This is a genomic window from Bradyrhizobium campsiandrae, from assembly GCF_014529705.1.
Taxonomy (GTDB): Bacteria; Pseudomonadota; Alphaproteobacteria; order Rhizobiales; family Xanthobacteraceae; genus Bradyrhizobium; species Bradyrhizobium campsiandrae.
This window is the reverse complement of the sequence record NZ_JAANIH010000068.1, coordinates 1-24,456: the sequence shown is the minus strand read 5'-3', so window position 1 is coordinate 24,456 and position 24,456 is coordinate 1. Positions and strand designations below refer to the sequence as shown.

The following is a 24,456-nucleotide window of genomic DNA, read 5'->3' as shown; positions in this document are numbered from 1 at the left end:
CCGGGCTTTGGGCCGAGCGGTCAATCTTGTGCGGGCCGGCTTGCCTGCAGCGATCATCTTGGTCTCCGGAATCCGTGTTGAAGCCTTGTGAAGGTGTTACTGCGACTGATGTCGAGCAATGCTGGTGCCGCCTCAGAATCCGAATTTGACTTGTGCCCGCCCGCGCTCGCTCCTCGCCTGGTTTGCGATCAACTCGTCAAACCGCGCGCTGAGGCTGAGCGACTTGTTCACCTGCAGTTCCAGGCCAAGACCGATCAGGGCCTGATCGCGCTTCTCTGCCAGGCCGAATAGGCTGTAGGGCGTCGCGGGGTCGAGACTGTAGGCGACGAACTGCGTATAGCCGCCGTTGAAGCTGTGGCGATAGGCGAGCTCGACGCTCGACTTGAGTGTGCCGGCCGCGGTGTCCGTTGAATGGCTGAACTTCGTTCCGAGCATGCTCGCGAGATCGACAGCCGAGGCCTGATTGAAGGTCAGGTTGTAGATGCCCGCGCCGGTCTCGGCGTAGCCGTCGAGCCGGATCCATTGCAGGTCGAACCGCGCATAGGGCGTGATCTTCCAGCGGTCGAGCTTGATCTCGTGGTTTACCGCCAGCGAGCCGAAGAGGTCGCCGGCCCCTCGCTCGCCGGAGCCGAACGCCAGCGCCGTGCCGTCATAACGATAGTTTGCGAGCCGGCCGCCTGCATAGCCGACGACGCCGTCGATGAACCAGAGCGGCGCCACGCGATAGCTGGCATAGGCCTGCGTCGACCAGACACTGGCATCGATGCGCGAGCCGTTGCTGCCGATCGTCGCATGATCGATGCCGAACCCGATGGCGACCCCAGCCTTCAGGTTTCGGGTCAGGTGGGTATCGACGCCGGCGGTCATGCCGGTCGACGACACGTTGTACTTGGCGTCGGCATAAGTCGTGTCCCGGCCGAATTGCAGCGAGCCTGCGGTCCAATAGCGGAGCGATGAATCGGATCCGAACGCCTCCGGCGCCGCCTGTGCATCTCTCGGTTTTGCCGCGGGCAGCGCTGCATCGGATGAGGCGCCCGCATTCGCGCTGGCGTCCGCTGGCAGGCCATAATGTCTCTGCGGCGCCGGTATCTGCGCGAAAGCGGCCCTGTTGCTGACCAGGGGCACGTCATCATTGTGCAGCTCGGTCAGCCGGTCCTGCACGTTGTCGATCTGTTGCTGACCCATCACCTGCACGGTGTGGACCTGGAAGTCGACCATGGCCTTGACGGTCGGATCCGTGGTCGGATCCGGCATGGCCGCGTAGCGATAGATCGCCGTGCCGGTGCCCGTGCCGAGTGGCGTCGTCACCGTCACGTCGACCGCGCCCGCCGCATGCGGTGGCGTGATGACCGAGATCTGCGTCGCGCTCAACACGGTGAAACCGAGCACGTTCACGCCGCCGAACTTGACCGAGGTCGCGCCAGTGAGGTTCTGGCCGGTGACGATCGTCGTCTGCTGTCCGGCGACCGGGCCCGACGCCGGATTGGCGCTGGTGACCACGGGGCCGGGAATGACCGCGGCCGTGCAGACCACGGTGACGTCGATCTGCGACGGCATGCCTTCGCTGAGGGAGTGCCAGTTCAAGGTCTGCGTGCCCGTCGTCGCTACGGTGATCCGCAGCGTGCCCGACACCCTGCTGGAGCCATCGGCATAGTGGCCGCCGACACCGAGCTCGATGCCATAGAAGAACGTGGTGTCGACGATGAAGGTGTAATTCAATGTGATGACGTCGCCGGCGGTCAGCGACAACGTGCTGGACTGGTTGTCAGCTCCGCCCACGTTGAAGGCGCCGCCGTTGATGTCAGCACAGGTGGTTGCCGCGAGCGCCGATCCGATACCGGCCGTCTGGGCCAGTGCAAGCAGCACGAGGACGCGGAATACGGCCAGGGTGACCCGATTGAAGTTCGCGAGACGTGTGCGCATGTCGTGATGAAGGAAAGCCATACTCAACTGGTCGTGACGCGGGGGCCGCGCGTGATGCGACGCCGGACGTGTCTGGGATCAACTGAAAGGGGCTGGTAGGCGAAAGGGACGGAAACCACCATCAACGGCGGTTGATTGCAGGCGCGCCGCGAGGTGTCAGCCGGAATTGGCTCTGGACGAAGGCGAACCGCTCCTGCAAATGATGTGCGTGGTTGGCAGGCGAGAGGAATTGGCCGGTATGCCGGCGGTAGAATTCGACCTTCGCGGGCTCGTTGGGCCGAGCGGCGAATTTCGTGATGGCAGGATGGAGGAGGCGTTTTCGGCGAGCGTCTGGCAGTCGGCGCGCGCGATGGCGTTGTTGTGCATGCTCGCCGAGACGGTCGCGAGCCTGTCCTTCGTGCCGCTGGATTTCATGACAATGGCAGGCCCGCGGCTGGCATTCTTCAGCGAGATCCGGCTCCTGATCGCGCTGTCGGCGGTTGCCGCGGTGGTCGCGGTGCTGCGGACGACCCGCTACGCCCGCATCGTCGCGATCACGTATCTGCATCAGTTCGTTTTCTTCACGCTCAATGCGCTCGTCTTCAACCATCCGAGCCTGATCCGCCACGGTGGGTTGTTGCTGCCGCTGATCGCGATCGCGCTCAACCTGTGCATCCCCGGGCGATTTCGCTGGGTCGCGTTGATGAGCGCCTATGCACCCATCGTCAGCCTGTTGTTCTGGGCGGTCCTCAGGCCGGATCCGGAGAGTTCGCTCGATCTGACGATCATCGGGCTGGTGGTGCTGGTCGGCTATGTCGTCGGCGCGGTGGCGCGCACCCAGTTCAATCGGCTGCGGCGCGAGGAATATCTGCGCATCGCGCGCGAGCAGCAGATCAATCTCGACCTGCGCGAAGCCAAGGACGCGGCGGAAGCGGCTGCAAGCGTCAAGGCTGACTTCCTGGCGGTGATGAGCCACGAGATCCGCACGCCCATGAACGGAATCCTCGGCATGGCGCAACTGGCGCTCGACGAGCCGCTGCCGCCATCGCAGCGCAAGCGCATCTCGATCATCAAATCGTCGGCGGAGGGGTTGCTCAACATCCTCGACGACATCCTGGACATCTCGAAGCTCGAGCGCCGGGCCGAAGTCTATGAGCGCGCACCGTTCGATCTCAGGCAGAGCCTTCGCGAGATCGTCAACCTGATGACGCCGCGCGCCCAGGAGAAGAGGTTGAGCCTCCGGCTGGTGCTCGCGCCGCTCGTGCCGCAATGGGTGCTCGGCGATCAGTCGCGGGTGCGACAGATCCTGTTCAATCTGATCGGCAATGCTCTCAAATTCACCAGCGCGGGCAGCGTCACCATCGAGGTCACGGCAACCGAAGCGCAGCATCAGGCGCGGATCGATTTTTGTGTGTCGGACACCGGCATCGGGATCACGCCTGAGCAGCGGGCGCATCTGTTCCAGGCATTCGAGCAGGCGGATGCCACGATCCGGCGGCGCTTCGGCGGCACGGGTCTCGGACTTGCCATCTGTAAGCGGCTCGTCGACGGCATGAACGGGGAGATTGACGTCGAGAGCGCGCCGGGACAGGGCAGCCGCTTTCGGTTTTGGCTGCCGCTTCCTGCGGTGGATGAGCCGGACGAGTTTGATGCGACCGAGAGGGCTGCCCCTGTACGGCCGCTCAACCTGCTGCTGGTCGAGGATCTTCCCATCAACGCCATGGTGGCCCGCGGAATCCTTGAAAAGGCCGGTCACCGGATTGCACTCGTCACATCAGGCGAGCAGGCGCTCGAATTGGTGCGGAGCGCGCGGTTTGATGCCGTCCTGATGGATATGCAGATGCCCGACGTGGACGGGCTGGAGGCGACACGTCGAATCCGTGCGTTGCCGCCCCCACACGGCCAGGTACCGATCGTCGCCTTGACCGCCAATGTCATGTCGGAGGATGTTGCCGCGTGCCTTGCCGCGGGCATGGACGGACATCTGGCGAAACCGATCGACGTCGCAGCATTGTACGCTGCGATCGAGGGCGCGCTGCGATCGCGGCACTGGCCGGCGTCCGGCCCGAGCGTATCTCTGAAGGCCGGCGGCGACGTTCTCGTCGTGGGGGATCCGGGCAAGGTCACGCACGGTCCGCTCCAGCACCTGGGATTTCGTGTTTTTCCCGCTCAATCCTTCGAGGCTGCCGGCACCATGGTGGCGGCACGGGAATTCGCTGCGATCGTCGCAGTCAGCCCGCCATCGGGCTTTGTGCAGGCGCTGCGCCGGCGCGCCGAAGCAGGGGGCATGGGGATGTTCATCGTGGCCGTGCCCGGCGACGGCGAGGATGGGCGCGTGCTGGAGGAGGGGGCCGATCTCCTGCTGGCCTCGACGCTCGCGCCTGACGAAGTCGCCTGGAAGATCGAAGCGTTCCTTGCTCCGCAGCAGACTCACGGATCGTTCACGCTCGAAGAGGTGTTCGAGCGTGACCGCATCGACGAATTACAGGGATTGTTCGCGGCGAGCCTGAGGGGATTGGACCGCGAGCTGGCGCGGGGCGACCTGGCACCGAGGGACCTGGCCGGCGTTGCTCATCGTATCAAGGGAAGCGCGGCCAATTTGCGCATGCCCGAACTTGCCGCTCGCGCGGACGATGCGCTGACGGCGGCGAAGGCCGCAGGGGCGAGCCGCAACGAACGGGATGAGGCGGTCAGGGCGCTCCGGCGGCAAATCAGGCCGGTCTTGCGGGAGCTGGAAGTCGCCGGGCAGAGCAGGCCAAAGCATGATCCGGAAAAGTGCGAAGCGGTTTTCCCTCGCGACAAACGCGGAACGCGTTTGCGCGGAGATCATGCTCAAACAACAACCTGAAGCGCGATGACGATCCATCTTGATCTCATCGCGCTTTAGTGCCCGCAGCCATCAACAGCGTGTTCGAAGGGGCCGATGTCGACGATCGTACTCGTGGTTGAAGATGCGCCGGAGATCCGGCTGATGCTGACGTCGTTCCTCCAGGAGGAGGGCATGGTCGTGCACGGCATGGCGACCGGGGGCGAACTGCGTGCCGGGCTGGCCGCCCTCAGACCGGACATCGTTCTGCTCGACGTCAACCTGCCCGATGCCGACGGCATCGCGCTGGCGCGCGAATTGCGGCTCGGCGAGCAGTGCGGTCTGATCTTCGTCACCAGCCGCGACTCCGATGACGACGTGCTGTCGGGGCTCGAGGCGGGGGGCGACGACTACGTCTCCAAGCCGATCAACCTGCGCACGCTGCTCGCTCGCATCCGCAGCGTAATGCGGCGGACCAAGGAGTCCATCATCACCTTCGATGGCTGGATTCTCGATCCGGTCCGTCGCGAGCTGTTTCGGCCCGACGGCAGCATGGTCAAATTGACCTCCGGGGAGTTCAACATCCTGGTCGCGCTGGCGTCCCACATGACACAGCCTCTGAGCCGCGACTTTCTGCTCGATGTGATCTCCAATCGCGATCCCCGCGAGATCAGCGAGCACACGGTCGACAATCTGATCGTGCGGCTGCGCCGCAAGATGCAGCACGACGGAACGGCCGCACCGATCGCGACCGTCAGGGGCGTCGGCTATGCGCTGGTGCCGCTGCAGCAATAGGCGCCCTCGTCGAGCAAGCCACCGAAATCGATGCGCGTTTAGACTGCGGCTGGATCAGGTCGGGATCGCCCGCATCGCCGCCCGCTCCAGGCGGAGAATAAACGAAGCAGGTCTCAATGCTCTCCTGCGGCCAAGCGATCGCCGCGGCTTCGGGGCGTAGCATGTCTGATAGCTGCATCGGTGTCGAGACTATGCATCACATAATCATAACATAATGGTATTATCAGTTAACATTGCAATCTCTGGACGTCCCGCAGAGAAGCGATGGTGAATGACATGCGCTATCTGAATTCCTCTGTCGATCAAGGCGAAGCAAGCGGGACATGGCGTCGAACACGGCTGCTCGCGTTGTTGATGATCGTCGCGCTGGGCGCCAGCACAGTGCCGGCAGCCGCGGACGCGACGATTTCGATCGATGCGACATCGACATTTCCACAAAATGGCGGGGATGTTCTGCCGACGTTGAAGAATATCTTCCAGGACGGCAACGCCCCGGGGGCTGTGAGCGGTGGCCCCGATACGCTGGCCGATCAGATGCTGCCGATGCTGTCGGGTATCGGGGTCAAGCGGGCCCGCCTGCTGCTCGTCGACGAATATTGCGATATCGACGTTCAGGGACATTTCGGCACCAATTCCGGTGGCACTTTTACCGCAGGCGATTGCTTCCCGCTGGCTTGGCAGATCGAATGGCTGATCAAGGCCAATCTTTCTCCTCACATGGCAGTCGCCTCGCACATGCCGACAAGCTTCGTGCAGTACGGTCCGGCCGAGACGTGGGGTGATCGGCGGCTGAATCCGAGCGACCCGAACGGCCAGAAGATCATCGATCACTACAAGGATTACGCCAAGGCGCTCGTACGGTACATCGCCACCAAGGCGTTCACCGCCGGCGCGCAAACGGCGATTTTCGAGGTCAGCAACGAAATGGACATTGCTGCCGATTATCCGACATGCAACCGTTCGAACCAAGCCGCGCCCGTTTGCACCCTCGCGCCCCTAGGTCCGTGGGGCCGCTGGCTGTGGTGGATCGACCCGAATGGCTATGACATCGGTGGATTTTCGCAGGCGTACGCGATTGCCGACGAAGACAATCGGCAATTGGGCTTTCCCTACAATGGCGACGTGCGCCGTCTGGGCCGTGGTCTGCTTCCGGTGCAGAAGATTTTCGCCGAGGCGGTCACCTCGATGAACGCCGAGTTCGCGCAGAACAGCCTCTACAGCGGCAAGACCATCGAGATGGCTGGCCCTGCCTTAGCGGGCTGGAATTTGATCGTGCGGCCACAGGGGACGGGGGCTTCGCTGGAGGAGCAATTCCTCGAGCAGACCTTCAATCCCTACGCGGCGCCCTACGGCGGCAAGTTCAATGCGCCTCTCAATCGCTTTTCATTTCATTATTATGGTTCGGTTGAGGCGCTTCGTACAACTACGGCCGATCACGCTTGCGATGCCGACGTCACTGAGCCGTTCAACCTGTTCCGGCAGATGACCGGTGCCTACAGGACCAAGCTTGGCGCGCTCAGGACAGCCAATCCCGGAATGGGCGAAGTGCCGCTGTTCCTTTCGGAATGGGGGGCCTCCAGCTGCACGACCGGCGACGTCAATACGTCGCACAAGTCGGCGGCCTGGGTTGCGGCGTTCCTGCCGGAGGCGCTAGCCCAGGGCGTGACGATGGGATCGTTCCTGACCATCGAAGACCGGCTCGTCTATGGCGGACCGGCCGCTTCCTCTATCACGAACGGGGCCAGTCTGCTGCATACCCACGGCGCGGCGGAATCTTACAACTTCCTGCCAAAGCCGCCGATGAACGTGTTCAGGATGTACAACCTGATGACGGGCCTGCGCAATCAGGTTGCCGTCACGCCGGGCAGCTCGGGGTCGCATCTTGGCGCGTTCGTCACCAGTGACCAGAACTCGACCAGTGCCATGGTCTACAATTTCGACCCGCATCTGGTGTTCAACAACGACGCCAACACCCGGACCGACACACCGGAGAATGTCTCCATTCTGATATCCAACATATTCCAGAACAACAACTATTATGGATCGGTGAGGGTCGAACGCTATCAAATCGACGCGACCAGGAGCAACCTCGCATATTATCTCCAGCATGCATCCGATCCGACTCCGCCGGACCCCAGCCTGCAAAAGATCGAAGACTATACGGGGTATGTGGACATCGGCGAGCTGCGCCTGGAGACTCCCTTGGACAAGCCGCTGGGATTGGGTGTCACGCTCTACCGCATTACACCAAGATAGACGCTCGTCGCGCGACTGGAGACTGGGCGAGCGAGGCGCATCCAGCCATAGCTTGCTTGTCTCTTCCTTCGCATCTGACCTGCGCTGGCTCACCCCAGCCGCTGATCCCGCATGTCCTGCGTATCTTCGGTCGCGGCCTTGACGGCGGCGTTGGCGGCGCTTTTCGCCGCGCCCTTGCGGCTTGCGACCTCGATTGCCTTGCGGCCGGAGATCTCGTGGCCGGCGTCCGCAGGCATCTGCCAGAAGAACCAGCTCGAAGCCGCCGAGGTCAGCGCCACCACGACGAAGGCGGGCGCGAACACGGTGGCGTTGAGCTCGCTGACATGGCTGAACCACATGGTCGTCTCGACGCAAGCCGCGCCGACGGCGACGCCGGCGGAGACCGCGAGCTGCTGATTGACGCTGACGAGCGTGGTGGCGCGGCTCATCTGCGGGCTCTCGACATCGGCATAGGCCACCGTGTTGATCGCGGTGAACTCAAGCGAGCGGAAGAAGCCGCCGACCACCAGGATCACCATGATGATCAAGAGCGGCGTCGTCACAGTGAACAGCGCGCAGACGCCGAGGAAGAAGGCGCTGACGATCGCGTTCACCGTCATCAGATTGCGGAAGCCGAAGGCGCGGATCAGGCGCGCGGCCAGCGTCTTCATGCCCATCGCCCCCAATGAGGATGCAAAGGTGACGAGACCGGAATGGAACGGCGACAATCCGAAGCCGATCTGCATCAGAAGCGGCAGCAGGAAGGGCAGGGCGCCGATGCCGAGCCGGAACAGGAAGCCGCCGATGATGGCCGCGCGCAACGTCGGCAGCCTGAGCAGAGAGAAATCCAGCACCGGCGATCCCGTCCGCCGGGCGTGAATGACATAAAGCGTCATCGAGATCGCGCCGCCCGCAACCAGGGCCGCCACCGTGCTCCAGGGCAACAAATTGAGCCCGGCGACCGAAAGTCCAAAGGCGATGCCGGCAAGCCCGATTCCGGCGAGCATCATGCCGTAGAGATCGAACTTCTCCTGCGTCTCGCTCTTGATCGGATCGATGAAGCGCAGCGCCATGAAGATGCCGAGCAGGCCGATCGGAATGTTGATCAGGAAGATCCAGTGCCACGAGGCGTAGGTGGTGATGAAGCCGCCGAGCGGCGGGCCGATGACGGGGCCGATCAGGGCCGGGACCGTCACCCAGGCCATGGCGTTGACCAGCGCGCTCTTGTCGACCGAGCGGAGCAGCACGAGGCGCCCGACCGGCGTCATCATCGCGCCGCCCATGCCTTGCAGTACGCGCGCGAACACGAAGTCGGTGACTGAGCCGGACAGCGCGCAACCGACCGAGCCGATCATGAACACGCCGACGGCGATCGCGAACACCATGCGCGCGCCGAACCTGTCGGCGGTCCAGCCGCTTGCCGGGATGAACACCGCAAGCGACAACAAATAGGAGGTGATCGCGAGCTTCAGCGTCAACGGGCTGGTGCCGATGTCGGCGGCGATCGCCGGCAGCGACGTGGCGATCACGGTTGAGTCCATGTTCTCCATGAAGAGAGCCGTGGCCACGATCAGCGGAATGATGCGTTGCTTGTCGACCATGTCGGATTGGTAATGGAGTTCGGCGGGAAGGGCGAGGATTGCGGCTTATCACCGCCATCGGCGCCGGACCATTGCGGATCGACGCATAGCACCTAAATCCCGCGTAACAACGGTGTGACCCTCTCGTCGGGGTTGCGCTCGCGGCAGGCGCCGCGCCCGGGAATGACGGCGGCGAGGGGCAATCCCCGCTGAATTTGCGTAAAAAGCCTGTGCATGGCTGGCCAGCGGTCCGATTTGCTTTGATTCGTCACGCGGACATGCTATCGACCCGCGTCAACCCCACCGATGGGCTCCGATTCTCAAGGCGATGCCGCAAGGTACGCCGAGGGCGGCGCTCATCCATATTTATTTGCGGCAGGGCCGCAGGAAGGAGTTGGCAGATGGCCACGGTGCAACTTCAGGGCATCCGCGAAGCCTTTACGTTCGACGACGTGCTGCTCAAGCCGGGCCTGTCCGACGTCATGCCGGGCGAGGTCGACATCCGCTCCCGCGTCACCCGCGCCATTCCGCTCAACATCCCGATCATGGCCTCGGCCATGGACACCGTCACCGAGGCCCGCATGGCGATTGCCATGGCGCAGGCCGGCGGCCTCGGCGTCATCCACCGCAATTTCGATCCCGAAGGGCAGGCCGCCCAGGTCCGGCAGGTCAAGCGCTACGAGTCGGGCATGGTGGTGAACCCGCTCACCATCAGCCCCGAAGCCACGCTCGACGACGCGCTGAAGCTGATGAGCGATCACGGCATCTCCGGCATTCCGGTCGTCACCGGGGCAAGCAAGGCGACGCCCGGCAAGCTGGTCGGCATCCTCACCAACCGCGACGTGCGTTTTGCCACCGACCGGCGGCAAAAAGTCTCCGAGCTGATGACGCACGAGAACCTCGTCACCGTGCGCGAGAATGTCAGCCAGGACGAAGCCAAGCGGATGCTGCACCATCACCGCATCGAGAAGCTTCTGGTCGTCGACGATCAATACCGCTGCGTCGGCCTGATCACCGTCAAGGACATCGAAAAGGCCGTCGCCCATCCGCTCGCCTGCAAGGACGCGCAGGGGCGCCTTCGCGTCGCCGCCGCGACTACCGTCGGCGACACCGGCTTCGAGCGCACCGAGCGGCTGATCGATGCCGGCGTCGACCTCGTCGTGGTCGACACCGCGCACGGCCATTCCCGGCACGTGCTGCATGCGGTCAACCGCATCAAGCGCCTCTCCAACTCCGTGCAGGTCGTCGCCGGCAACGTCGCGACTTCGGACGGCGCGCAGGCGCTGATCGATGCGGGCGCTGATAGCATCAAGGTCGGCATCGGCCCGGGCTCGATCTGCACCACGCGCATCGTCGCCGGCGTCGGCGTGCCCCAGCTCACCGCGATCATGGATGCGGTCGAGGCCGCCAAGAAGTCCGACATCCCCGTCATCGCCGACGGCGGCATCAAGTTCTCCGGCGATCTCGCCAAGGCGCTCGCCGCCGGCGCCGACATCGCCATGGTCGGCTCGCTGCTCGCCGGCACCGACGAGACGCCGGGCGAAGTGTTCCTGTGGCAGGGCCGTTCCTACAAGGCCTATCGCGGCATGGGTTCGGTCGGCGCGATGGCGCGGGGATCTGCCGATCGCTACTTCCAGCAGGACATCAAGGATTCGCTCAAGCTCGTGCCCGAAGGCATCGAGGGCCAGGTGCCGTATAAGGGCCCCGTCGGCAACGTCATGCACCAGCTCGCCGGCGGCTTGCGCGCCGCGATGGGCTATGTCGGTGCCAAGGACATGAAGGAGCTGCACGACAAGGCGCAGTTCGTCCGCATCACCGGCGCGGGCCTGCGCGAAAGCCACGTCCACGACGTGACCATCACGCGCGAGGCGCCGAACTATCCGGGCGGGGGTTAGTTATCGGTCTCTCCTTCGTCATTGCGAGCGCAGCGAAGCAATCCAGTCTTTTGTGTTGACGCAGCTGGATTGCTTCGCTTCGCTCCAATGACAGAAAAGTGGAGGAAGCCATGTCCCAAGGTCAACATAGCGCCAAACGCATCGTTCTCGCCGCGCGTCCCGTCGGCGAACCAAAATCATCTGATTTCCGCATCGAGGAATTCGCAATTCCCACGCCCGGCGCAGGCGAAGTGCTGCTGCGCACGATCTGGCTGTCGCTCGATCCCTACATGCGCGGGCGCATGAGCGAGGGCCCGTCCTACGCCGCGCCGGTGCCGGTCGGCGGCGTGATGGAAGGCGAGGCGGTGAGCGAGGTTGCGGCCTCCAACAATCCGGACTTTGCCAAGGGTGACATCGTCCGCGCACGGACCGGCTGGCAGACGCATGCAATCTCGAACGGCAAGGGCCTGATCAAGGTCGATCCCAAGCTCGGCCCGATCTCGACCTCGATCGGCGTGCTCGGCATGCCCGGCATGACCGCCTACACGGGCCTGCTTGACATCGGCAAGCCGCAGGCAGGCGAGACCGTCGTCGTCGCAGGTGCCTCAGGCGCAGTCGGCTCGGCTGTCGGCCAGATCGCCAGGATCAAGGGTGCCCGCGCGGTCGGTATCGCCGGCGGCAAGGACAAGTGCGATTACGTGGTGAAGGAGCTCGGCTTCGATGCCTGCATCGATCACCGCGATCCTGATTTGGCGGCGAAGCTGAAAGAGGCCTGCCCGAAAGGCATCGACGTCTATTTCGAGAATGTCGGCGGCGCCGTGTTCGAGGCGGTGTTTCCGCTGCTCAATCCGTTCGCGCGCGTGCCGGTCTGCGGCCTGATTGCGCATTACAATGACACCGAAGCCAAGCCGCCGAAATGGGCCGCGTCGCTGATGCGGGCGACGCTGACCAAGCGGCTGACCTTCCGCGGCTTCATCGTCTCCGACTTCGCCGCGCGCCATGGCGACTTCCTGCGCGACATGTCCGGCTGGGTCCAGGGCGGCAAGGTGAAGTACAAGGAATTCGTCACCGAGGGGCTGGAGAGCGCCCCCAGCGCCTTCATCGGCCTCCTGAAGGGCGCCAATTTCGGCAAGCAGCTCGTCCGCGTCGGGCCGGACAAGGCTTAGCCCGCAGGGGCTGAAGCGACGTCTGAAGGCCTGGAACGCCTTCCAGGGCGCCTTGGCGTTGCGCCGGTGTCACATCAGGGACATCGGTGGTTAACAAAGAGTCACCAATCGGCCACACCTGCCCGCAAAGGGGCAGTGTGTGACCGAGGGTTCATTGACGTCTCGGCGAAGGCATTGAATCATCGCGCATATTTAGGGTGTTGCGATGTTCGAGATCGGTATTTTTTGCGTCATCCTTCTGGCTGCCGGTTATTGGGTGGCCATGTACGTCATGGGCCGCCATGACGACGTCATTCACGGCAAGTTCGTCCACGTCGAGGATGGCGGCGCGTTTGTGCAGCCTCCGATGCCGACGCCTCCGCCGCGCTTTCCCAAGCGCCCGAGCAAGGCGGCCGAGCCCGCCAAATTTGTGCCGGCCGACGACGTCGCAGCTCCGCGCGTGAGCAGCGAAGCGCTGCAGTCGTTGCTCGCCGCGATTCAGCAGGATCTCAAGAGCGTCGCCTGAGCCGCACGCTCAGACGCTGCCACGTTCAACCAGGAACAGATCGACGGCCAGTCGCTGCTCGGCGCGCGGTGTGCCTGACAGCCGCGCCAGCAGCAGTTCGCCCGCAATGCGACCGACAGAAGCGGCGTCGAACGAGATGGTGGTGAGGCCGGGCATGATCTGATCGGCAACGTCGTTGTCGCCGAAGCCGAGCACGGCGAGATCGCGCGGCACCGACAGGCCGCGCGCGCGGGCCTCGATCAGCGCGCCGGTCGCGAGCAGATCGTTGGCGCAGAACACGGCGTCGACACCATCGCCACGGTCGAGCAGGGCGGCGAACGCGGCGCGGCCGTCGACGAGCCCCGTGATCTCACCGACACTGATTTCGTGGACAACAGTGAGGTCGAGCTGCGTGGCCGCCTTGCAAAAGCCGTCCCGGCGCAGCACGCCACGGCCGCTGCTGCGGCCGATAAAGGCGACGCGGCGGTGTCCAGCCCCGGCCAATCGGCGCGCCGCCATGGCGCCGGCATCCGCATTGGGCAGGCCGACCAGCATGTCGATGGGATCGCGCGGAAACGCCCAGGTTTCGATCACGGGAATGCCGAGCTCGGCGAGCGCGGCGCGATTCTCCTCGAGCTCGATCACGCCGGTGAACATCACCGCCGCGGGCCGGATGCCCCGCAGCGACTGGATCATCGCGACCTCCTTGGCATAGGAGTAGGAGGTCTGGCCGACCAGCACCTCGAAGCCCTCAGGCTCGAGCGTCGCGGCGAGGCTGCGCACCGCGAGTCCAAACTGCTGGCTCAGGATGTTGGAGACGAAGGCAACGACCACGTTCGACCGCCCCGAGCGCAACGCGCGCGCATGCGGGTTGGAGGCGTAGCCGGTCGCCTCGATCACTTCGAGAATGCGCTCGCGGGTGTCGCGATTGACTTTCTCGGGATGACGCAGCACCCGCGACACCGTGATCGGCGACACGCCCGCGCGCTCCGCTACCTCCTCGATGCGCGGCGGCCGTCCGGTCGCATTGCTGCGGCCGGTCGCCGCCGGAATGCGCACCACGTCGTCATAGCTCGGCTTGGCCGGATCGGTCATCGATTCCCGAAGTTAGACGAAGTCGGCGGTCTCTCCAACGCTCAGCGCATCCCCTCGTCACGCGCGAGAGCCCGGCCGACCTGGACCAGGCAGTCGCCGCTCTGGCTGTCGGTGTGCAGGCGCTGCGAGATCACGATGCCGTCGGCGGGGAAGCGCAGCACCTCTTCGGCCTGCTCCGGGCGCTCGAAATCATGGTACCAGCCGGCGATATCGCCGGCCGTGACCCGCGCACCGACCGTGACCGCAGGCTCGAACCAGCCGCGGCGCGTCGCGAACACCGCCTGTGCGTGGCTTTGCAGCGCCAGCAATTCGGTGGCCCGCTCGACCGGCGCGTGCGGCCCCAGCACCGGCGCCTGAACCAGGCCGAGTGCGAGCAGCAGGCGATCGACGGCGCGGGCGGTCAGCGCCATCGTCTGCGGTGTAACAGTGCCGCCGCCGCCGAACTCGCCGGATAAGCCGATCGCGCCGGCGCGTGCGGCTGCCGCCATCGAGGTCGGCGCGGCCGCGCCGTTCGCGGCGACGAAAGCGAAGGGCATCCCAAGCCCTTCCATCAGGCGCATCGCATGGCCGAACATCTCGGGCGGACCCTGCCGCTCGATCAGCGCGCAAGGCACATGCGCCATCGACGTTCCACCAGAATGAATATCGAAGACGACGTCGTGGCGCGGAAACAGCTCGTGCTCGAGGAAGTGCGCCAGGCGGAACGTCGGTGTGCCCCCGGCATCGCCGGGGAAAGCGCGGTTGAGATTGCCCTCGTCGAGCGGCGAGCGGCGGCGCGCCGCCATCACCGCCGGCAGGTTGGCGAAGGGCAGGATCGTGATCTCGCCCTTGACGGACGCGGCATCGAGCCGGCGATAGAGCCGTGTCAGCGTGATCTCGCCCTCATATTCGTCGCCGTGATTACCGGCCATCAGCAGCAGTTTCGGCCCAGTGCCGTTCTTGATCCGGAAGATCGGGATCTTGAGCTGGAAATAGGGAGAGCGGTCGATCGAGAAGGGAATGCCGAGATGGCCCGACCATTTCTGGTCCTTCTCGAAGTCGATCTCGTGGAAAAGTCCGGTATGCATGGGATGCCTCGCGGCCGCACCATCGCCGGTGTCGGCCAAAGGTTGAATGTAAGGACAGCCGTCAGAGCAGGGCGACCGCGGTCATCTCGAGGCGCAGATCGGGATCGGCAAGGCGAGCTTCGACGCAGGCCCGCGCCGGGGGATTGGCCGGATCGATCCAGGCGTCGTAGACCGAGTTCATGCTGTCGAAGTCGGTGATGTGAGGCAGGAACACGTTGACCGCGATCAGCTTGGAGCGATCGGAGCCGGCCTCCTTCAGCAGCGCGTCGATCTTGGCGAGCACTTGCTGCGTCTGTGACACGATGCCCGCCTTGCGGTCGTCGGCGACCTGGCCGGCGATGTGCACCATGCCGCCCGCCGCGACAGCCTGACTCATGCGCGAGCCGACAACATAACGTTTGATCATCTCGGAATACTCCTCGTGAGGGGGCTGCCGCAGAGGTCGCGGCAGCCGGTCTGAAACTTACAGCGTCGGCAGCGTCTGCTCTTCCTTGAACCACTTCAATTGCAGCGCGCCGAGCTTGCCGTTGAGCTTGTTGGTGAAGATGTCGGTGTTGATCCAGTTGAGCAGGTTCTGCTCGCCCTGGCGCACGCCGACATGGGCGGGCGACTGGCGGATCAGGAATTTGAGCTCGATCTCCTTGGACGGGTTCTGCTCCTGCGCCTTGATTGCGATGGCACTGTTCTCGGCGAAGGTGTCGGCCTGGCCCGCGAGGAACGCGGCGAGCGCCGCCGGCGTGTCCTCGAACCGTACCAGCTTCACCTTCGGCGCGTTGTCGGTGAGCCAGACGTCGAGCGTCGTGCCCTTGGCGACCGCAACGGTGCGCCCCTCGAGATTGTCGGGCTTCTTGCCGGTGGCTGATGGAATCGACTTAGGCCCGTAGACGCCGAGATTCACCACCGCGTAGGGCTGCGAGAACATCACCTGCTGGGCACGCTCTGGCGTGGCGCCGAGGCCTGCGATGAGGATGTCGATCTTGTCGGACAAGAGGCTCGGAATGCGCGCGGCGCCCGTCACCGGGACGAGCTCCAGCTTTGCGCCCATGTCGGCCGCGATCAGCTTGGCGAGATCGGCGTCGAGACCGGCGATCTCGCCCTTCTCGTCCTTGAATCCCCAGGGCGCGGCATCGGTGAGGATGCCGACGCGCAGCTTGCCGGACCCGAGCACGTCTTGAAGCTTGTCGGCCTGGGCGAGGGTGGGGACAGCGAGCACAGCGATCGCTGTGGCTGCGATCGCAAAGAGGGACTTCAATGGTCTCATGACGGTCTCCTGGTGACGTATGGGTGGATGATCATTTCGCGGAAGCGATGAAGCTTGCGAGCTCGGGAGTCTCTGGATTGGCGAACAGTTTTGCCGGCGGACCCTGTTCCCAGACGCGGCCTTGGTGCATGAAGACGATGCGGTTGGCGACGTTGCGGGCAAAGCCCATCTCGTGGGTGACGAGGATCATCGTCATGCCTTGCTTCGCCATCGCCTCCATCACTTTCAGCACTTCGCCGACCAGCTCGGGATCCAGCGCGGAAGTGACCTCGTCGAACAGCATGAGGTGAGGCGCCATCGCCAGGCACCGCGCGATCGCGACGCGCTGTTGCTGGCCGCCGGAGAGCTGCTCCGGCCAGGCGTCGATCTTGTCGGCGAGGCCGACGCGGGTGAGCACGTCCTCGGCAAGCGCCCGCGCGCCTGATTTCCCGATGCGGCCGGTCAGCAGCGGAGCGAGCGTGATGTTGCGCTCAACCTTCAGATGCGGAAACAGATTGAAGGCCTGGAACACGATGCCGACGCGCTGACGGAATTGCTTGAGGTCCGGCATCTTGGCGTGGACGTGTCGGCCCTCGACGCGGATCTCGCCGGAATCGACGCTCTCCAGCGCATTGATGCAGCGGAGCAGCGTCGATTTGCCCGAGCCGGAGCGGCCGATGATGGTGACGATCTCGCCTTCCCTAACATCGAGCGAGACACCCTTGAGCACCTCGACCTTGCCGAAAGTCTTGTGCACGTCGCGGATTTCAACGAGAGCCATCGAGGCGGGCCTCCAGGGAGCGGGACCAGAGCGTGAGCGGCAGGCACAGCGCGAAATAGAGCGCGGCGACCAGCGCGTAGGTGAGCAGTGGCTGGAACGTCGCAGCGCTCACCACTTGGCCTGCGCGGGCGAGCTCGACGAAGCCGAGGATCGAGGCGAGCGAGGTGCCCTTGATGAGCTGCACCAGGAAGCCGACGGTCGGCGGCAGCGACAGCCGCAGTGCCTGCGGCGCGATGATGTGGCGGAATTGCTGCCAGGCGGAGAGGCCAAGGCAGGCGCCGGCCTCCCACTGCGCCTGCTTCACGGCATCCAAGCCGCCGCGCCAGATCTCGCCGAGGAAGGCCGCCGTGTAGAGCGTATAGGCGACGGTGACTGCGATGATCGCGGGCACCTGGATGCCGAGGAAGACGGGCATGCCGAAATAGAAGAAGAACAACAGCCCGAGCAGTGGCACGCTCTGGATGGTCTGGATCAGCGCCGCCATCCCCCAGCGCAGGCCGCTGAAGCGGCTGATGCGCCCGAGTGCGAGGCCGAGCGCCAGCGGCGCGCCGAAGGCCAGCGCGAGCACGACCAGCGCGACGGTCCAACGCAGGGCCGCGAACAGCGAGACGAGATCGATGAGGGTGAAGGATCGCATCGCCTGTCCCTCAGCGCCGTCGCGGCCAGCGGAAGGCGGCCGCCGCGATGATCGCGAACAGCGCCTTGAATGCCATCGCCATCGCGAAATAGACGACGCAGATCACCGCGTAGACCTCGAAGCTGCGATAGGTGCGGCTTTCGATGAATCCGGCGACATGAAACAGCTCGTCGGCCGCGACCTGCGAGGCGAGCGAGGTGCCGAGCAGCAGCAGCACGAACTGGCTGGTCACCGCCGGATAGGCGTTGCGCAGCGCCGGCGGCAGCACGATGTGGCGGAATACCTGCCAGCCTGACAGTCCGAGACATTGCCCGGCCTCGACCTGGCTGCGCGGGATGGAGTCGAGGCCTGAACGGATGATCTCGACCGAATAGGCGCCGAAATATAGCGAGAGCGCGACCGCCGCGGATTCGAACGCCGGCAGCTTCAGGCCGAACGTCGGCAGCACGAAGAAGATGATGAAGATCTGGATCAGCGACGGCGTGTTGCGGAACAGCTCGATGTAGGAGCGCACCAGCCAGCGCAAAGGCGTTATGCGGCCCTTCAGGGCGACTGCGCCGGCAACGCCGATCAGAAGCCCGCAGACCGCAGAGATCACCGTCAGCTCGAGCGTCACGATGGCCCCGTCGATGAGCTGGTTCTGATAGCGCCAGAGCGGCAGGAAATTCATCGCGGCTTTCGCTCTCAGCCGAACTGGGTGGGGAGGGCGCGCGTCACGACGCCGTCGGCATCGAGACCGAAGATGATGCGCCAGCGGTCGAGACAGGTGCAGGGATGCGAGATGCCAAAAGCGATGATGTCGCCGACCGCGAGCGGGCCGTCGGAAGGCACGGACAGGAACGCATGCTGGTCGTTGAGGCGGGTGACCGACAGGCGCGCTGCGAGCCCGTCCAGTTCCACGCCGTCGCGAAAGACGCGCAGCGGCATCGGCAGTCCCTGGTCGAACGAGGCATCGCGCATGCCGAAGCCGGCGATGGCAAGGCCCGCCTCGGGCCGCGACAGCACCTCGGCCCAGAGCGTCAGCGCCGCGCGGAAGCTGTCCGCCGCGGAATGATGCGTGCCGTCGATGAAAAGGCCGCCGCGCCGATCGAGCTCCGCGAAGGCGCGGGCATAGATGCCGTGATCGGCGAAGAACAGCGCGCCCGAGCGCAACACGACGGTGGCATTGCCGTCGGCCGCTGCAATGGGCGCGAGCGCGTGGGCCACGACGTCGAAATAGGCCGAGCCGCCGGCGCTGATGATCAGCTTCTGATGCGGGGCGGCAGCGCGTACCAAAGCGAAGGCCTCGCCGGTGCGCTTCATCAGGGCCGCAATCGCGCGCATGGTCGCATCGGCATCAGGCGTTGCGACCGCACCTTCGTAAGTGGCAACGCCACCGAGCAGGAGTCGATCGGCCGCGAGCACGGCTGCAATCGTTGCCTCGACCGCGGCGCGATCGCGCGCGCCGGCACGGCCGGCGCCGAGCTCGATCAGTACGGAAAGGCCGCTGTGGTTCGCAACGCACGCCGCCTCGGCCAATGCCGCGACGGCCGCCGGCGAATCCGCGAAGGCATGAAGCTCGACATCGGGATAGGCCCTCAGCAGCGCGCCGAGCCGCCGGCCGGCCGCGAGCCCACCAATCTCGTTGGCGAGCAGCAGGCGCCGCTCGCCGTGGCTGAGCAACACCGCAGCCTGCTGGATGTTGGCAACGGTCGTGCCCCAGGCGCCGGCCTCGCGCAGCGAGCGCGCTAGCTTCGGCGACATCGGCGTCTTGGCGTGCGGGGCAACCGCAACGCTCGCGCTCTTGCACCAGCGCAGGAACAAGTCCCGATTGGCGGCGAAGGCGGTCTCATCGAAAGTGAGGGCGGGCAGGGCGAGATCGCCCTGCGCGGGTTGCCAGCCTTGGCGGCCGATCTCCTCCGCGGGCAGGCCGTCGACCACGGGAATGCCGCGCGTGGTCGTCGAAAGGCGCTGGCTATCCCAGCGGGCCAAGAACTGCATGGTCGCTCCCCTGTCGCGGCCCAAGACCGCTGGAGCGAACGATATGAACTTATGACAACGTTGTCATTAGCCATTTCGGAGCATTCGCAGGTGAAAATTGACGCTAAATGGTACTGGGATAAGGGAGAGTGCCCGCGTGTTGAGCTAGTGCTCGCCGTCCATCTGGGCGAGGACCTCTTCGATATCGACATCGACCTGGCCCTGCGCACGGATGTGGCGGACTTCAAAACTGTCGGGGGTGAAGCGGTACTCGACGAGGCCGGTCTCCTTGATCGCGATCCGATCCTGGCGCGTGTCGTTGATCTTGAACCCGGCCGACGGCGCCCAGACGTGCCTGATATGGCGAAACGTGAAGTCGCGGCGCTGGTGCACGTGCCCGCTGGCGACGAGGCGGAGACCGACGCGCGAGAACATTTCGATCAAGCGCGCACGCGCCCGCTGCGGCACGTAGCGGATCGAGGTCTCCGGTGTTTCAGGATCGTCGGGCAGGTTCAGAAACAGCGGCTTGTGGATGAACAGCGCGACCGGCCTGCCGTTCACCCCAGCGATGTCAGAAGCGAGCCAGTCGAACTGTTCGGCCTCGAAGGCCAGCCCTGAATTCATCACCAGCGAGTTGAGGCCGATGAAGCGCCAGCCCGCGGCATCGAACGACCAATGGTCCTCGCCGATGATGTCGCGGAATTGCTGGCGATGGGCTTCCGCGACCGGCGGTTTCGGCGCAGGTCCGAGCGCGGTCGGATTATCGCCGATGTCGTGATTGCCGGGGATGTAGCGACACTCGACGGGCAGGGCAGAGTGCAGGCTTTTCGCGAACTCCACATCCTCGCGGCCGCTCGGGCCGTCGAACGACACATCTCCGGTGTTGATGACGAGATCGGGCCGCGTAGCGTCGATGTGCGCGCTGACTGCCTGGAAATTCGCTATCAGGCCGGGAAAGCGCTGGCCGAGATGCGTGTCGGAAATCTGGGTGAGACGAAATTCGGACATGCGATCATCGTAGCCGTCGCCGCGCGTCGGAACGATGACAACACCGGCATGGATCGCGACGAACAAAGTTTAAAGCACGCGATACCTTATCGTGTAGGCGTCCTGCTGCGCGACGCCGCTTGCGATCGGCGCGGCGATGCGATCGGCGAGGTGCCACGGGCCGAACTGCTCGGTGCGATGCGGCGCGGCAGGCAGGCGCAGGCGGAACTCGAACGTGCCCTTGCCGGGCAGGTTCAGCACCAGCACCCGGTCGGCGGTGCGGTAGGTCAGTGCCACCGCGCCGCGCAGCACCGCGCGGCCGTCGGCAAGGTCGGTCATTCCGTCGATCAGGGCCAAGGTCTGGTTGCGGTCGGTGTGCAACTCGATCTGGGTGTCGGCTGATGCGGCCGTGAGCGTCTCCCGCGGCATCCGGATCTCGAACTCGACCGCGGGCTTGGACGGGTTGAGGCCGAGAAAAGCGAGCGCGGCGTGGTGCATGTCGTAGGCGACGAAACCCAGCAAGGCGACGGCAGCAAGTGCCGCCAGCCCATGCCTGACGACGTCGCGCCAGGTCCGGTAACCCAGGCGGAAATACACGGTGAGCGCCAGCGCGACGGCGAGCGCCGCCGCCACGCCTGACAGTGCCGACATCCAGATGCCGAGCTGACTGTCAGCGGATTCGGCCCATAGGCTGGAGAGGGTGTTCATCGTGCTCTCTCGGCGGTCTCGCCTTGCAGGTCCGTAAACGGGCCAAAATCGCTTGAACGATCGGCAGTTGGTCGCCGCTGTGGGAACGCCGGTTCAACTCGTCGATTGTCAGCGCGGGGAGTCGCGGCTATTGACGGTCCGCCGCGTGCCGCCTCACGGGAAAGTTCCGATGTCAGTTCAAATGGTTTTGTTGCCTGTCTTCGTGCAGATCGGGCTCACCTTCGCGCTCCTGATCGGCATGGTCTTCGGGCGCCGGAAGGCGCTGGTCTCGGGCGAGACCAAGATCCGCGACATTGCGCTGGGCGAGCCGAACTGGCCGAAGGGCGCCACCCAAATCGCCAATTGCTACCGCAACCAGTTCGAGCTGCCGGTGCTGTTCTACGCCCTGATCGCGCTGGCGCTGCCGCTCCGCCACGCCGATCTCTTCATCGTCTTGATGTCCTGGGTGTTCGTGGTGACGCGCTTTGCCCATGCCGGCGTGTTTGTTAGTTCGAACGATCTCGGCCGCCGCTCCACGGTTTGGCTTGCCGGCGTCTTGGTGCTGCTGGCGATGTGGATCTACTTCGCACTCAAGATTTTGTTGTTGATCTGACGGTTAACCGTCGGATCTCACCTGAAAGATTCAAATGACTCCCGCTGCCCGGCTGTCCGCAGCCATTGAAGTGATCAACACCATCGAGAAGGACCGCGTGCCCGCGGCGAAGGCGCTGAAGGAGTGGGGCACCGCGCACCGCTTCGCCGGCTCCGGCGACCGCGCCGCCATCGCCGGCCTCGTCTGGGACGTGCTGCGCCGCTTTTCCTCCAGCGCGCATCTGATGGATTCCGACACCGCCCGCGCGCGCCTGATCGGCATGCTCCGCCTCGAGCGCCACATGGACATCGCGACCATGGCCGCTTTGTTCGACGGCAGCCGGTTTGCACCGGAGCCGCTGACGGAGGCCGAGCAGGCGGCGCTAGCCTCGCGGTCGCTGCAGGATGTGCCTGCCGCTGTCGCCGGCGACTACCCGGAATGGCTTGATCCGCACCTGACAAAAGTGTTCGGCGAGGACCGTGTCGCCGAGGCCGTGGCCATGGCGAGCCGGGCCCCGCTCGACCTGCGCGTCAATACGCTAAAATCCAATCGCGACAAGGTGCTGAAGGCGCTGGCTCATCTTCATGCGAAACCGACGCCGTGGTCGCCAAATGGCCTGCGCATCGAGCTTTCGGCCGACGCGCGCAACCCGGGAATCCAGGCGGAAGAGGACTTCATCAAGGGCGCCGTTGAAGTGCAGGATGAGGGATCGCAGCTTGCGGCGCTGTTCACCGCGGCAAAACCGGGCGAGCAGGTGATTGATCTCTGCGCCGGCGCCGGCGGCAAGACGCTGGCGCTCGCGGCACAGATGCAGGGCAAGGGCCGGCTGATCGCGACCGACAGCGACAAGCGTCAGCTTGCGCCGATCCATGAACGGCTGTCGCGCGCCGGCGTCCACAACGCCGATGTCCGCACGCCCAAGGGCGAGGCCGATCCGCTTCAAGACATCCACGCCAGCGCCGACCTCGTCGTCATCGACGCGCCCTGCACGGGGACCGGCACCTGGCGCCGCAACCCCGACGCCAAATGGCGGATGCGCCCGGGCGCGCTGGAGATTCGCCTGAAGGACCAGGCCGAGGTGCTCGCCCGCGCCGTTCCGCTGGTGAAGGCGGGCGGCCGCATCGCCTACATCACCTGCTCGGTGCTCTCGGAGGAGAACAACGAGCAGGTGCGGGCCTTCGTCGCGAGGCATCCGGAGTTCGCGGTAGTGCCGCCGGAGCAGACGGCGAGCGTGCTCTGGGACCAAGCCGAGGCCTTTGCAGACGCCGCGCTGCAGTCGCCTGAGGGCTGGCTGATGACGCCAAGGCGCACCGGGACGGACGGGTTCTTCGTCTCGGTTTTGAAGAAAACGGCTTGATCTTGCTCCGAGCCCCGGAATGACGGCTTAAAACAAAAACCCCGCGAACCGGAATCCCGGCCGCGGGGTCTTTCGAATTCAACGACCTAACCGGCACGTCCGCGGTCAGGTCGCGTGGCGCGGCTGGCTAGCCGGCGCGGAGGTTGTCGGCGGCCGACTTGCCGCTGCGGCGGTCCGCGACGATGTCGAACGACACCTTCTGGCCCTCGTTGAGGGTCGACAGACCCGCGCGCTCGACGGCGCTGATGTGGACGAAAACGTCCTTGTCGCCGTTATCGGGCTGGATGAAACCAAAACCCTTTTGGCTGTTGAACCACTTCACGGTGCCCATAGTCATAGTTAGTTCCTTTTCAAGTGACGATGCACTCAGGGGGACCAGAGCGCGAGGATTCGCGCCTTTCGTCCCGGTTGGTCGATTTTGGAGAAATACCTGAAACGTGCTCGCCCATTTGAAATGAAGCGCCGCAGCCAGTCGTTCGGCCAAGGATCGATGCTCGTTAATGTAGCTAAATATTGGGGCCAGTTCAAGGCGGCACGCGTTGGCAGCGAGCTGCGAATGGTTTGCTATTTTGCGCTGCACCCGTTCGGCCTGAAGGATAGTTCCGTCAATCCACGATGAAGAGCGTCGCCCCGACTGCCGTGGACGAGCGATGCGCGGCGTCGCCGAAATCCGAGACCTGATAGCTCATCCCCGGCGTCAGCTTGAACTTGCGCCCGTCGCGCAGCTCGCTGTCGAGCTCGCCCTTGAGGACGTAGAGCACATGGCCGCGATCGCACCAATGATCGGCGAGATAGCCCGGCGAATACTCGACCATCCGCACGCGGAGATCGCCGATGTTGAGCGTGCGCCATAGCGCGTGCCCGGTCTCACCGGGATGCGAGGTGGCTTCGACCTTGCTCCAGTCGGTGACGGTGAAGGGCGAGGTGGGGAGTTTCATGGGGAGGGTCCTGGTTCAGCGCCGGCGGATTTGTAGGGTGGGCAAAGCGCAGCGTGCCCACCATGTCTCGCGATCTTGAAAGAGATCGTGGGCACGGCGCAAGCGCGCCTTTGCCCACCCTTGTATTAGCGCGCCGGGTTAGGATGAGCCCCGTTCCGTGAGGAATGGCCCAGCCCGGGTGGCCGCCCGAGCTGGGCCGCCGATCGATCGGATCGATGCCCACCGAAGCCTTGAAGGGCTGCGTTTCGTAGCAAGATCGCGGTCGGCACTTCAT

Annotated in this window: 22 protein-coding genes; 8 read left to right on the top strand and 14 right to left on the bottom strand. The window is 64.8% G+C overall.

The window, feature by feature from the left end; genetic code table 11:
• Nucleotides 1-132 precede the first annotated feature (132 nt).
• Nucleotides 133-1,923, bottom strand: coding sequence for an autotransporter family protein (locus G8O24_RS34625; RefSeq protein WP_188107011.1), 1,791 nt, complete (start codon nucleotides 1,921-1,923; stop codon nucleotides 133-135).
• Nucleotides 1,924-2,161: 238 nt separating this feature from the next.
• Here G8O24_RS34625 and G8O24_RS34620 point away from each other — a divergent pair, with 238 nt between their 5' ends.
• The 3 genes from G8O24_RS34620 to G8O24_RS34610 all read left to right on the top strand — a co-directional run bounded on the left by G8O24_RS34620 (nucleotide 2,162) and on the right by G8O24_RS34610 (nucleotide 7,759).
• Nucleotides 2,162-4,750, top strand: a complete 2,589-nt coding sequence (locus G8O24_RS34620; protein ID WP_188107010.1) for an ATP-binding protein — start codon at nucleotides 2,162-2,164, stop codon at nucleotides 4,748-4,750.
• A gap of 75 nt (nucleotides 4,751-4,825) precedes the next feature.
• Nucleotides 4,826-5,503, top strand: a complete 678-nt coding sequence (locus G8O24_RS34615; RefSeq protein WP_188107009.1) for a response regulator transcription factor — start codon at nucleotides 4,826-4,828, stop codon at nucleotides 5,501-5,503.
• A 276-nt stretch (nucleotides 5,504-5,779) separates the two neighbouring features.
• The gene (locus tag G8O24_RS34610) at nucleotides 5,780-7,759 is read left to right on the top strand and encodes a hypothetical protein (RefSeq protein WP_188107008.1); all 1,980 of its coding nucleotides are present in this window, start codon (nucleotides 5,780-5,782) and stop codon (nucleotides 7,757-7,759) included.
• Nucleotides 7,760-7,848: 89 nt separating this feature from the next.
• Here the strand turns inward: G8O24_RS34610 and G8O24_RS34605 are convergent, their stop codons facing one another.
• Nucleotides 7,849-9,339 carry an MFS transporter gene (locus tag G8O24_RS34605; protein ID WP_188107007.1) on the bottom strand — a complete coding sequence of 497 codons (1,491 nt, stop codon included), beginning with the start codon at nucleotides 9,337-9,339 and terminating at the stop codon, nucleotides 7,849-7,851.
• Nucleotides 9,340-9,719: 380 nt separating this feature from the next.
• On the opposite strand from G8O24_RS34605, the gene guaB reads away from it, so the two are divergent.
• The 3 genes from guaB (at nucleotide 9,720) to G8O24_RS34590 (ending at nucleotide 12,863) form a co-directional block, all read left to right on the top strand.
• Entirely contained in the window at nucleotides 9,720-11,213 is a 1,494-nt protein-coding gene (gene guaB, locus G8O24_RS34600; protein WP_188107006.1) for an IMP dehydrogenase, read from the top strand.
• 110 nt (nucleotides 11,214-11,323) lie between these two features.
• Nucleotides 11,324-12,358 carry an NADPH-dependent curcumin/dihydrocurcumin reductase gene (gene curA, locus G8O24_RS34595; protein ID WP_188107005.1) on the top strand — a complete coding sequence of 345 codons (1,035 nt, stop codon included), beginning with the start codon at nucleotides 11,324-11,326 and terminating at the stop codon, nucleotides 12,356-12,358.
• Between the two features lie 205 nt (nucleotides 12,359-12,563).
• Nucleotides 12,564-12,863: a hypothetical protein gene (locus tag G8O24_RS34590; protein ID WP_188107004.1), complete on the top strand. Its 300-nt coding sequence runs from the start codon at nucleotides 12,564-12,566 to the stop codon at nucleotides 12,861-12,863.
• Between the two features lie 9 nt (nucleotides 12,864-12,872).
• Here G8O24_RS34590 and G8O24_RS34585 read toward each other — a convergent pair whose 3' ends face one another.
• From G8O24_RS34585 to G8O24_RS34540, 10 genes are all read right to left on the bottom strand, one after another.
• Nucleotides 12,873-13,937 carry a LacI family DNA-binding transcriptional regulator gene (locus tag G8O24_RS34585; RefSeq protein ID WP_188107003.1) on the bottom strand — a complete coding sequence of 355 codons (1,065 nt, stop codon included), beginning with the start codon at nucleotides 13,935-13,937 and terminating at the stop codon, nucleotides 12,873-12,875.
• Between the two features lie 41 nt (nucleotides 13,938-13,978).
• Complete coding sequence (locus G8O24_RS34580; RefSeq protein WP_188107002.1) at nucleotides 13,979-15,004, bottom strand: M14 family metallopeptidase; 1,026 nt, start codon at nucleotides 15,002-15,004, stop codon at nucleotides 13,979-13,981.
• 61 nt (nucleotides 15,005-15,065) lie between these two features.
• A complete protein-coding gene (locus G8O24_RS34575; RefSeq protein ID WP_188107001.1) occupies nucleotides 15,066-15,410 on the bottom strand; it encodes a RidA family protein in 345 nt (114 codons plus the stop codon).
• A 57-nt stretch (nucleotides 15,411-15,467) separates the two neighbouring features.
• On the bottom strand, nucleotides 15,468-16,265 hold the full coding sequence (locus G8O24_RS34570; protein WP_188107000.1) for a transporter substrate-binding domain-containing protein: 798 nt from the start codon (nucleotides 16,263-16,265) through the stop codon (nucleotides 15,468-15,470).
• A gap of 31 nt (nucleotides 16,266-16,296) precedes the next feature.
• Nucleotides 16,297-17,025, bottom strand: coding sequence for an amino acid ABC transporter ATP-binding protein (locus tag G8O24_RS34565; RefSeq protein ID WP_188106999.1), 729 nt, complete (start codon nucleotides 17,023-17,025; stop codon nucleotides 16,297-16,299).
• Complete coding sequence (locus G8O24_RS34560) at nucleotides 17,012-17,662, bottom strand: amino acid ABC transporter permease (RefSeq protein WP_188106998.1); 651 nt, start codon at nucleotides 17,660-17,662, stop codon at nucleotides 17,012-17,014. The genes G8O24_RS34565 and G8O24_RS34560 overlap by 14 nt, the downstream gene beginning before the upstream one ends.
• Before the next feature lie 10 nt (nucleotides 17,663-17,672).
• Nucleotides 17,673-18,332: an amino acid ABC transporter permease gene (locus tag G8O24_RS34555; protein ID WP_188106997.1), complete on the bottom strand. Its 660-nt coding sequence runs from the start codon at nucleotides 18,330-18,332 to the stop codon at nucleotides 17,673-17,675.
• 14 nt (nucleotides 18,333-18,346) lie between these two features.
• Complete coding sequence (locus G8O24_RS34550; protein ID WP_188106996.1) at nucleotides 18,347-19,642, bottom strand: alanine racemase; 1,296 nt, start codon at nucleotides 19,640-19,642, stop codon at nucleotides 18,347-18,349.
• A gap of 144 nt (nucleotides 19,643-19,786) precedes the next feature.
• The gene (locus G8O24_RS34545; protein ID WP_188106995.1) at nucleotides 19,787-20,629 is read right to left on the bottom strand and encodes a metallophosphoesterase family protein; all 843 of its coding nucleotides are present in this window, start codon (nucleotides 20,627-20,629) and stop codon (nucleotides 19,787-19,789) included.
• Between the two features lie 69 nt (nucleotides 20,630-20,698).
• Nucleotides 20,699-21,316 (bottom strand): acriflavin resistance protein, encoded by a 618-nt coding sequence (locus tag G8O24_RS34540; protein ID WP_188106994.1) that lies wholly within the window; start codon nucleotides 21,314-21,316, stop codon nucleotides 20,699-20,701.
• A gap of 169 nt (nucleotides 21,317-21,485) precedes the next feature.
• Here G8O24_RS34540 and G8O24_RS34535 point away from each other — a divergent pair, with 169 nt between their 5' ends.
• Nucleotides 21,486-21,908, top strand: coding sequence for an MAPEG family protein (locus G8O24_RS34535; RefSeq protein ID WP_188106993.1), 423 nt, complete (start codon nucleotides 21,486-21,488; stop codon nucleotides 21,906-21,908).
• A 34-nt stretch (nucleotides 21,909-21,942) separates the two neighbouring features.
• Complete coding sequence (locus G8O24_RS34530; RefSeq protein ID WP_188106992.1) at nucleotides 21,943-23,244, top strand: RsmB/NOP family class I SAM-dependent RNA methyltransferase; 1,302 nt, start codon at nucleotides 21,943-21,945, stop codon at nucleotides 23,242-23,244.
• A gap of 127 nt (nucleotides 23,245-23,371) precedes the next feature.
• Here the strand turns inward: G8O24_RS34530 and G8O24_RS34525 are convergent, their stop codons facing one another.
• Both G8O24_RS34525 and G8O24_RS34520 read right to left on the bottom strand, forming a co-directional pair.
• A complete protein-coding gene (locus G8O24_RS34525; RefSeq protein WP_188106991.1) occupies nucleotides 23,372-23,581 on the bottom strand; it encodes a cold-shock protein in 210 nt (69 codons plus the stop codon).
• Between the two features lie 268 nt (nucleotides 23,582-23,849).
• The gene (locus G8O24_RS34520) at nucleotides 23,850-24,182 is read right to left on the bottom strand and encodes a DHCW motif cupin fold protein (protein WP_188106990.1); all 333 of its coding nucleotides are present in this window, start codon (nucleotides 24,180-24,182) and stop codon (nucleotides 23,850-23,852) included.
• Nucleotides 24,183-24,456 lie beyond the last annotated feature (274 nt).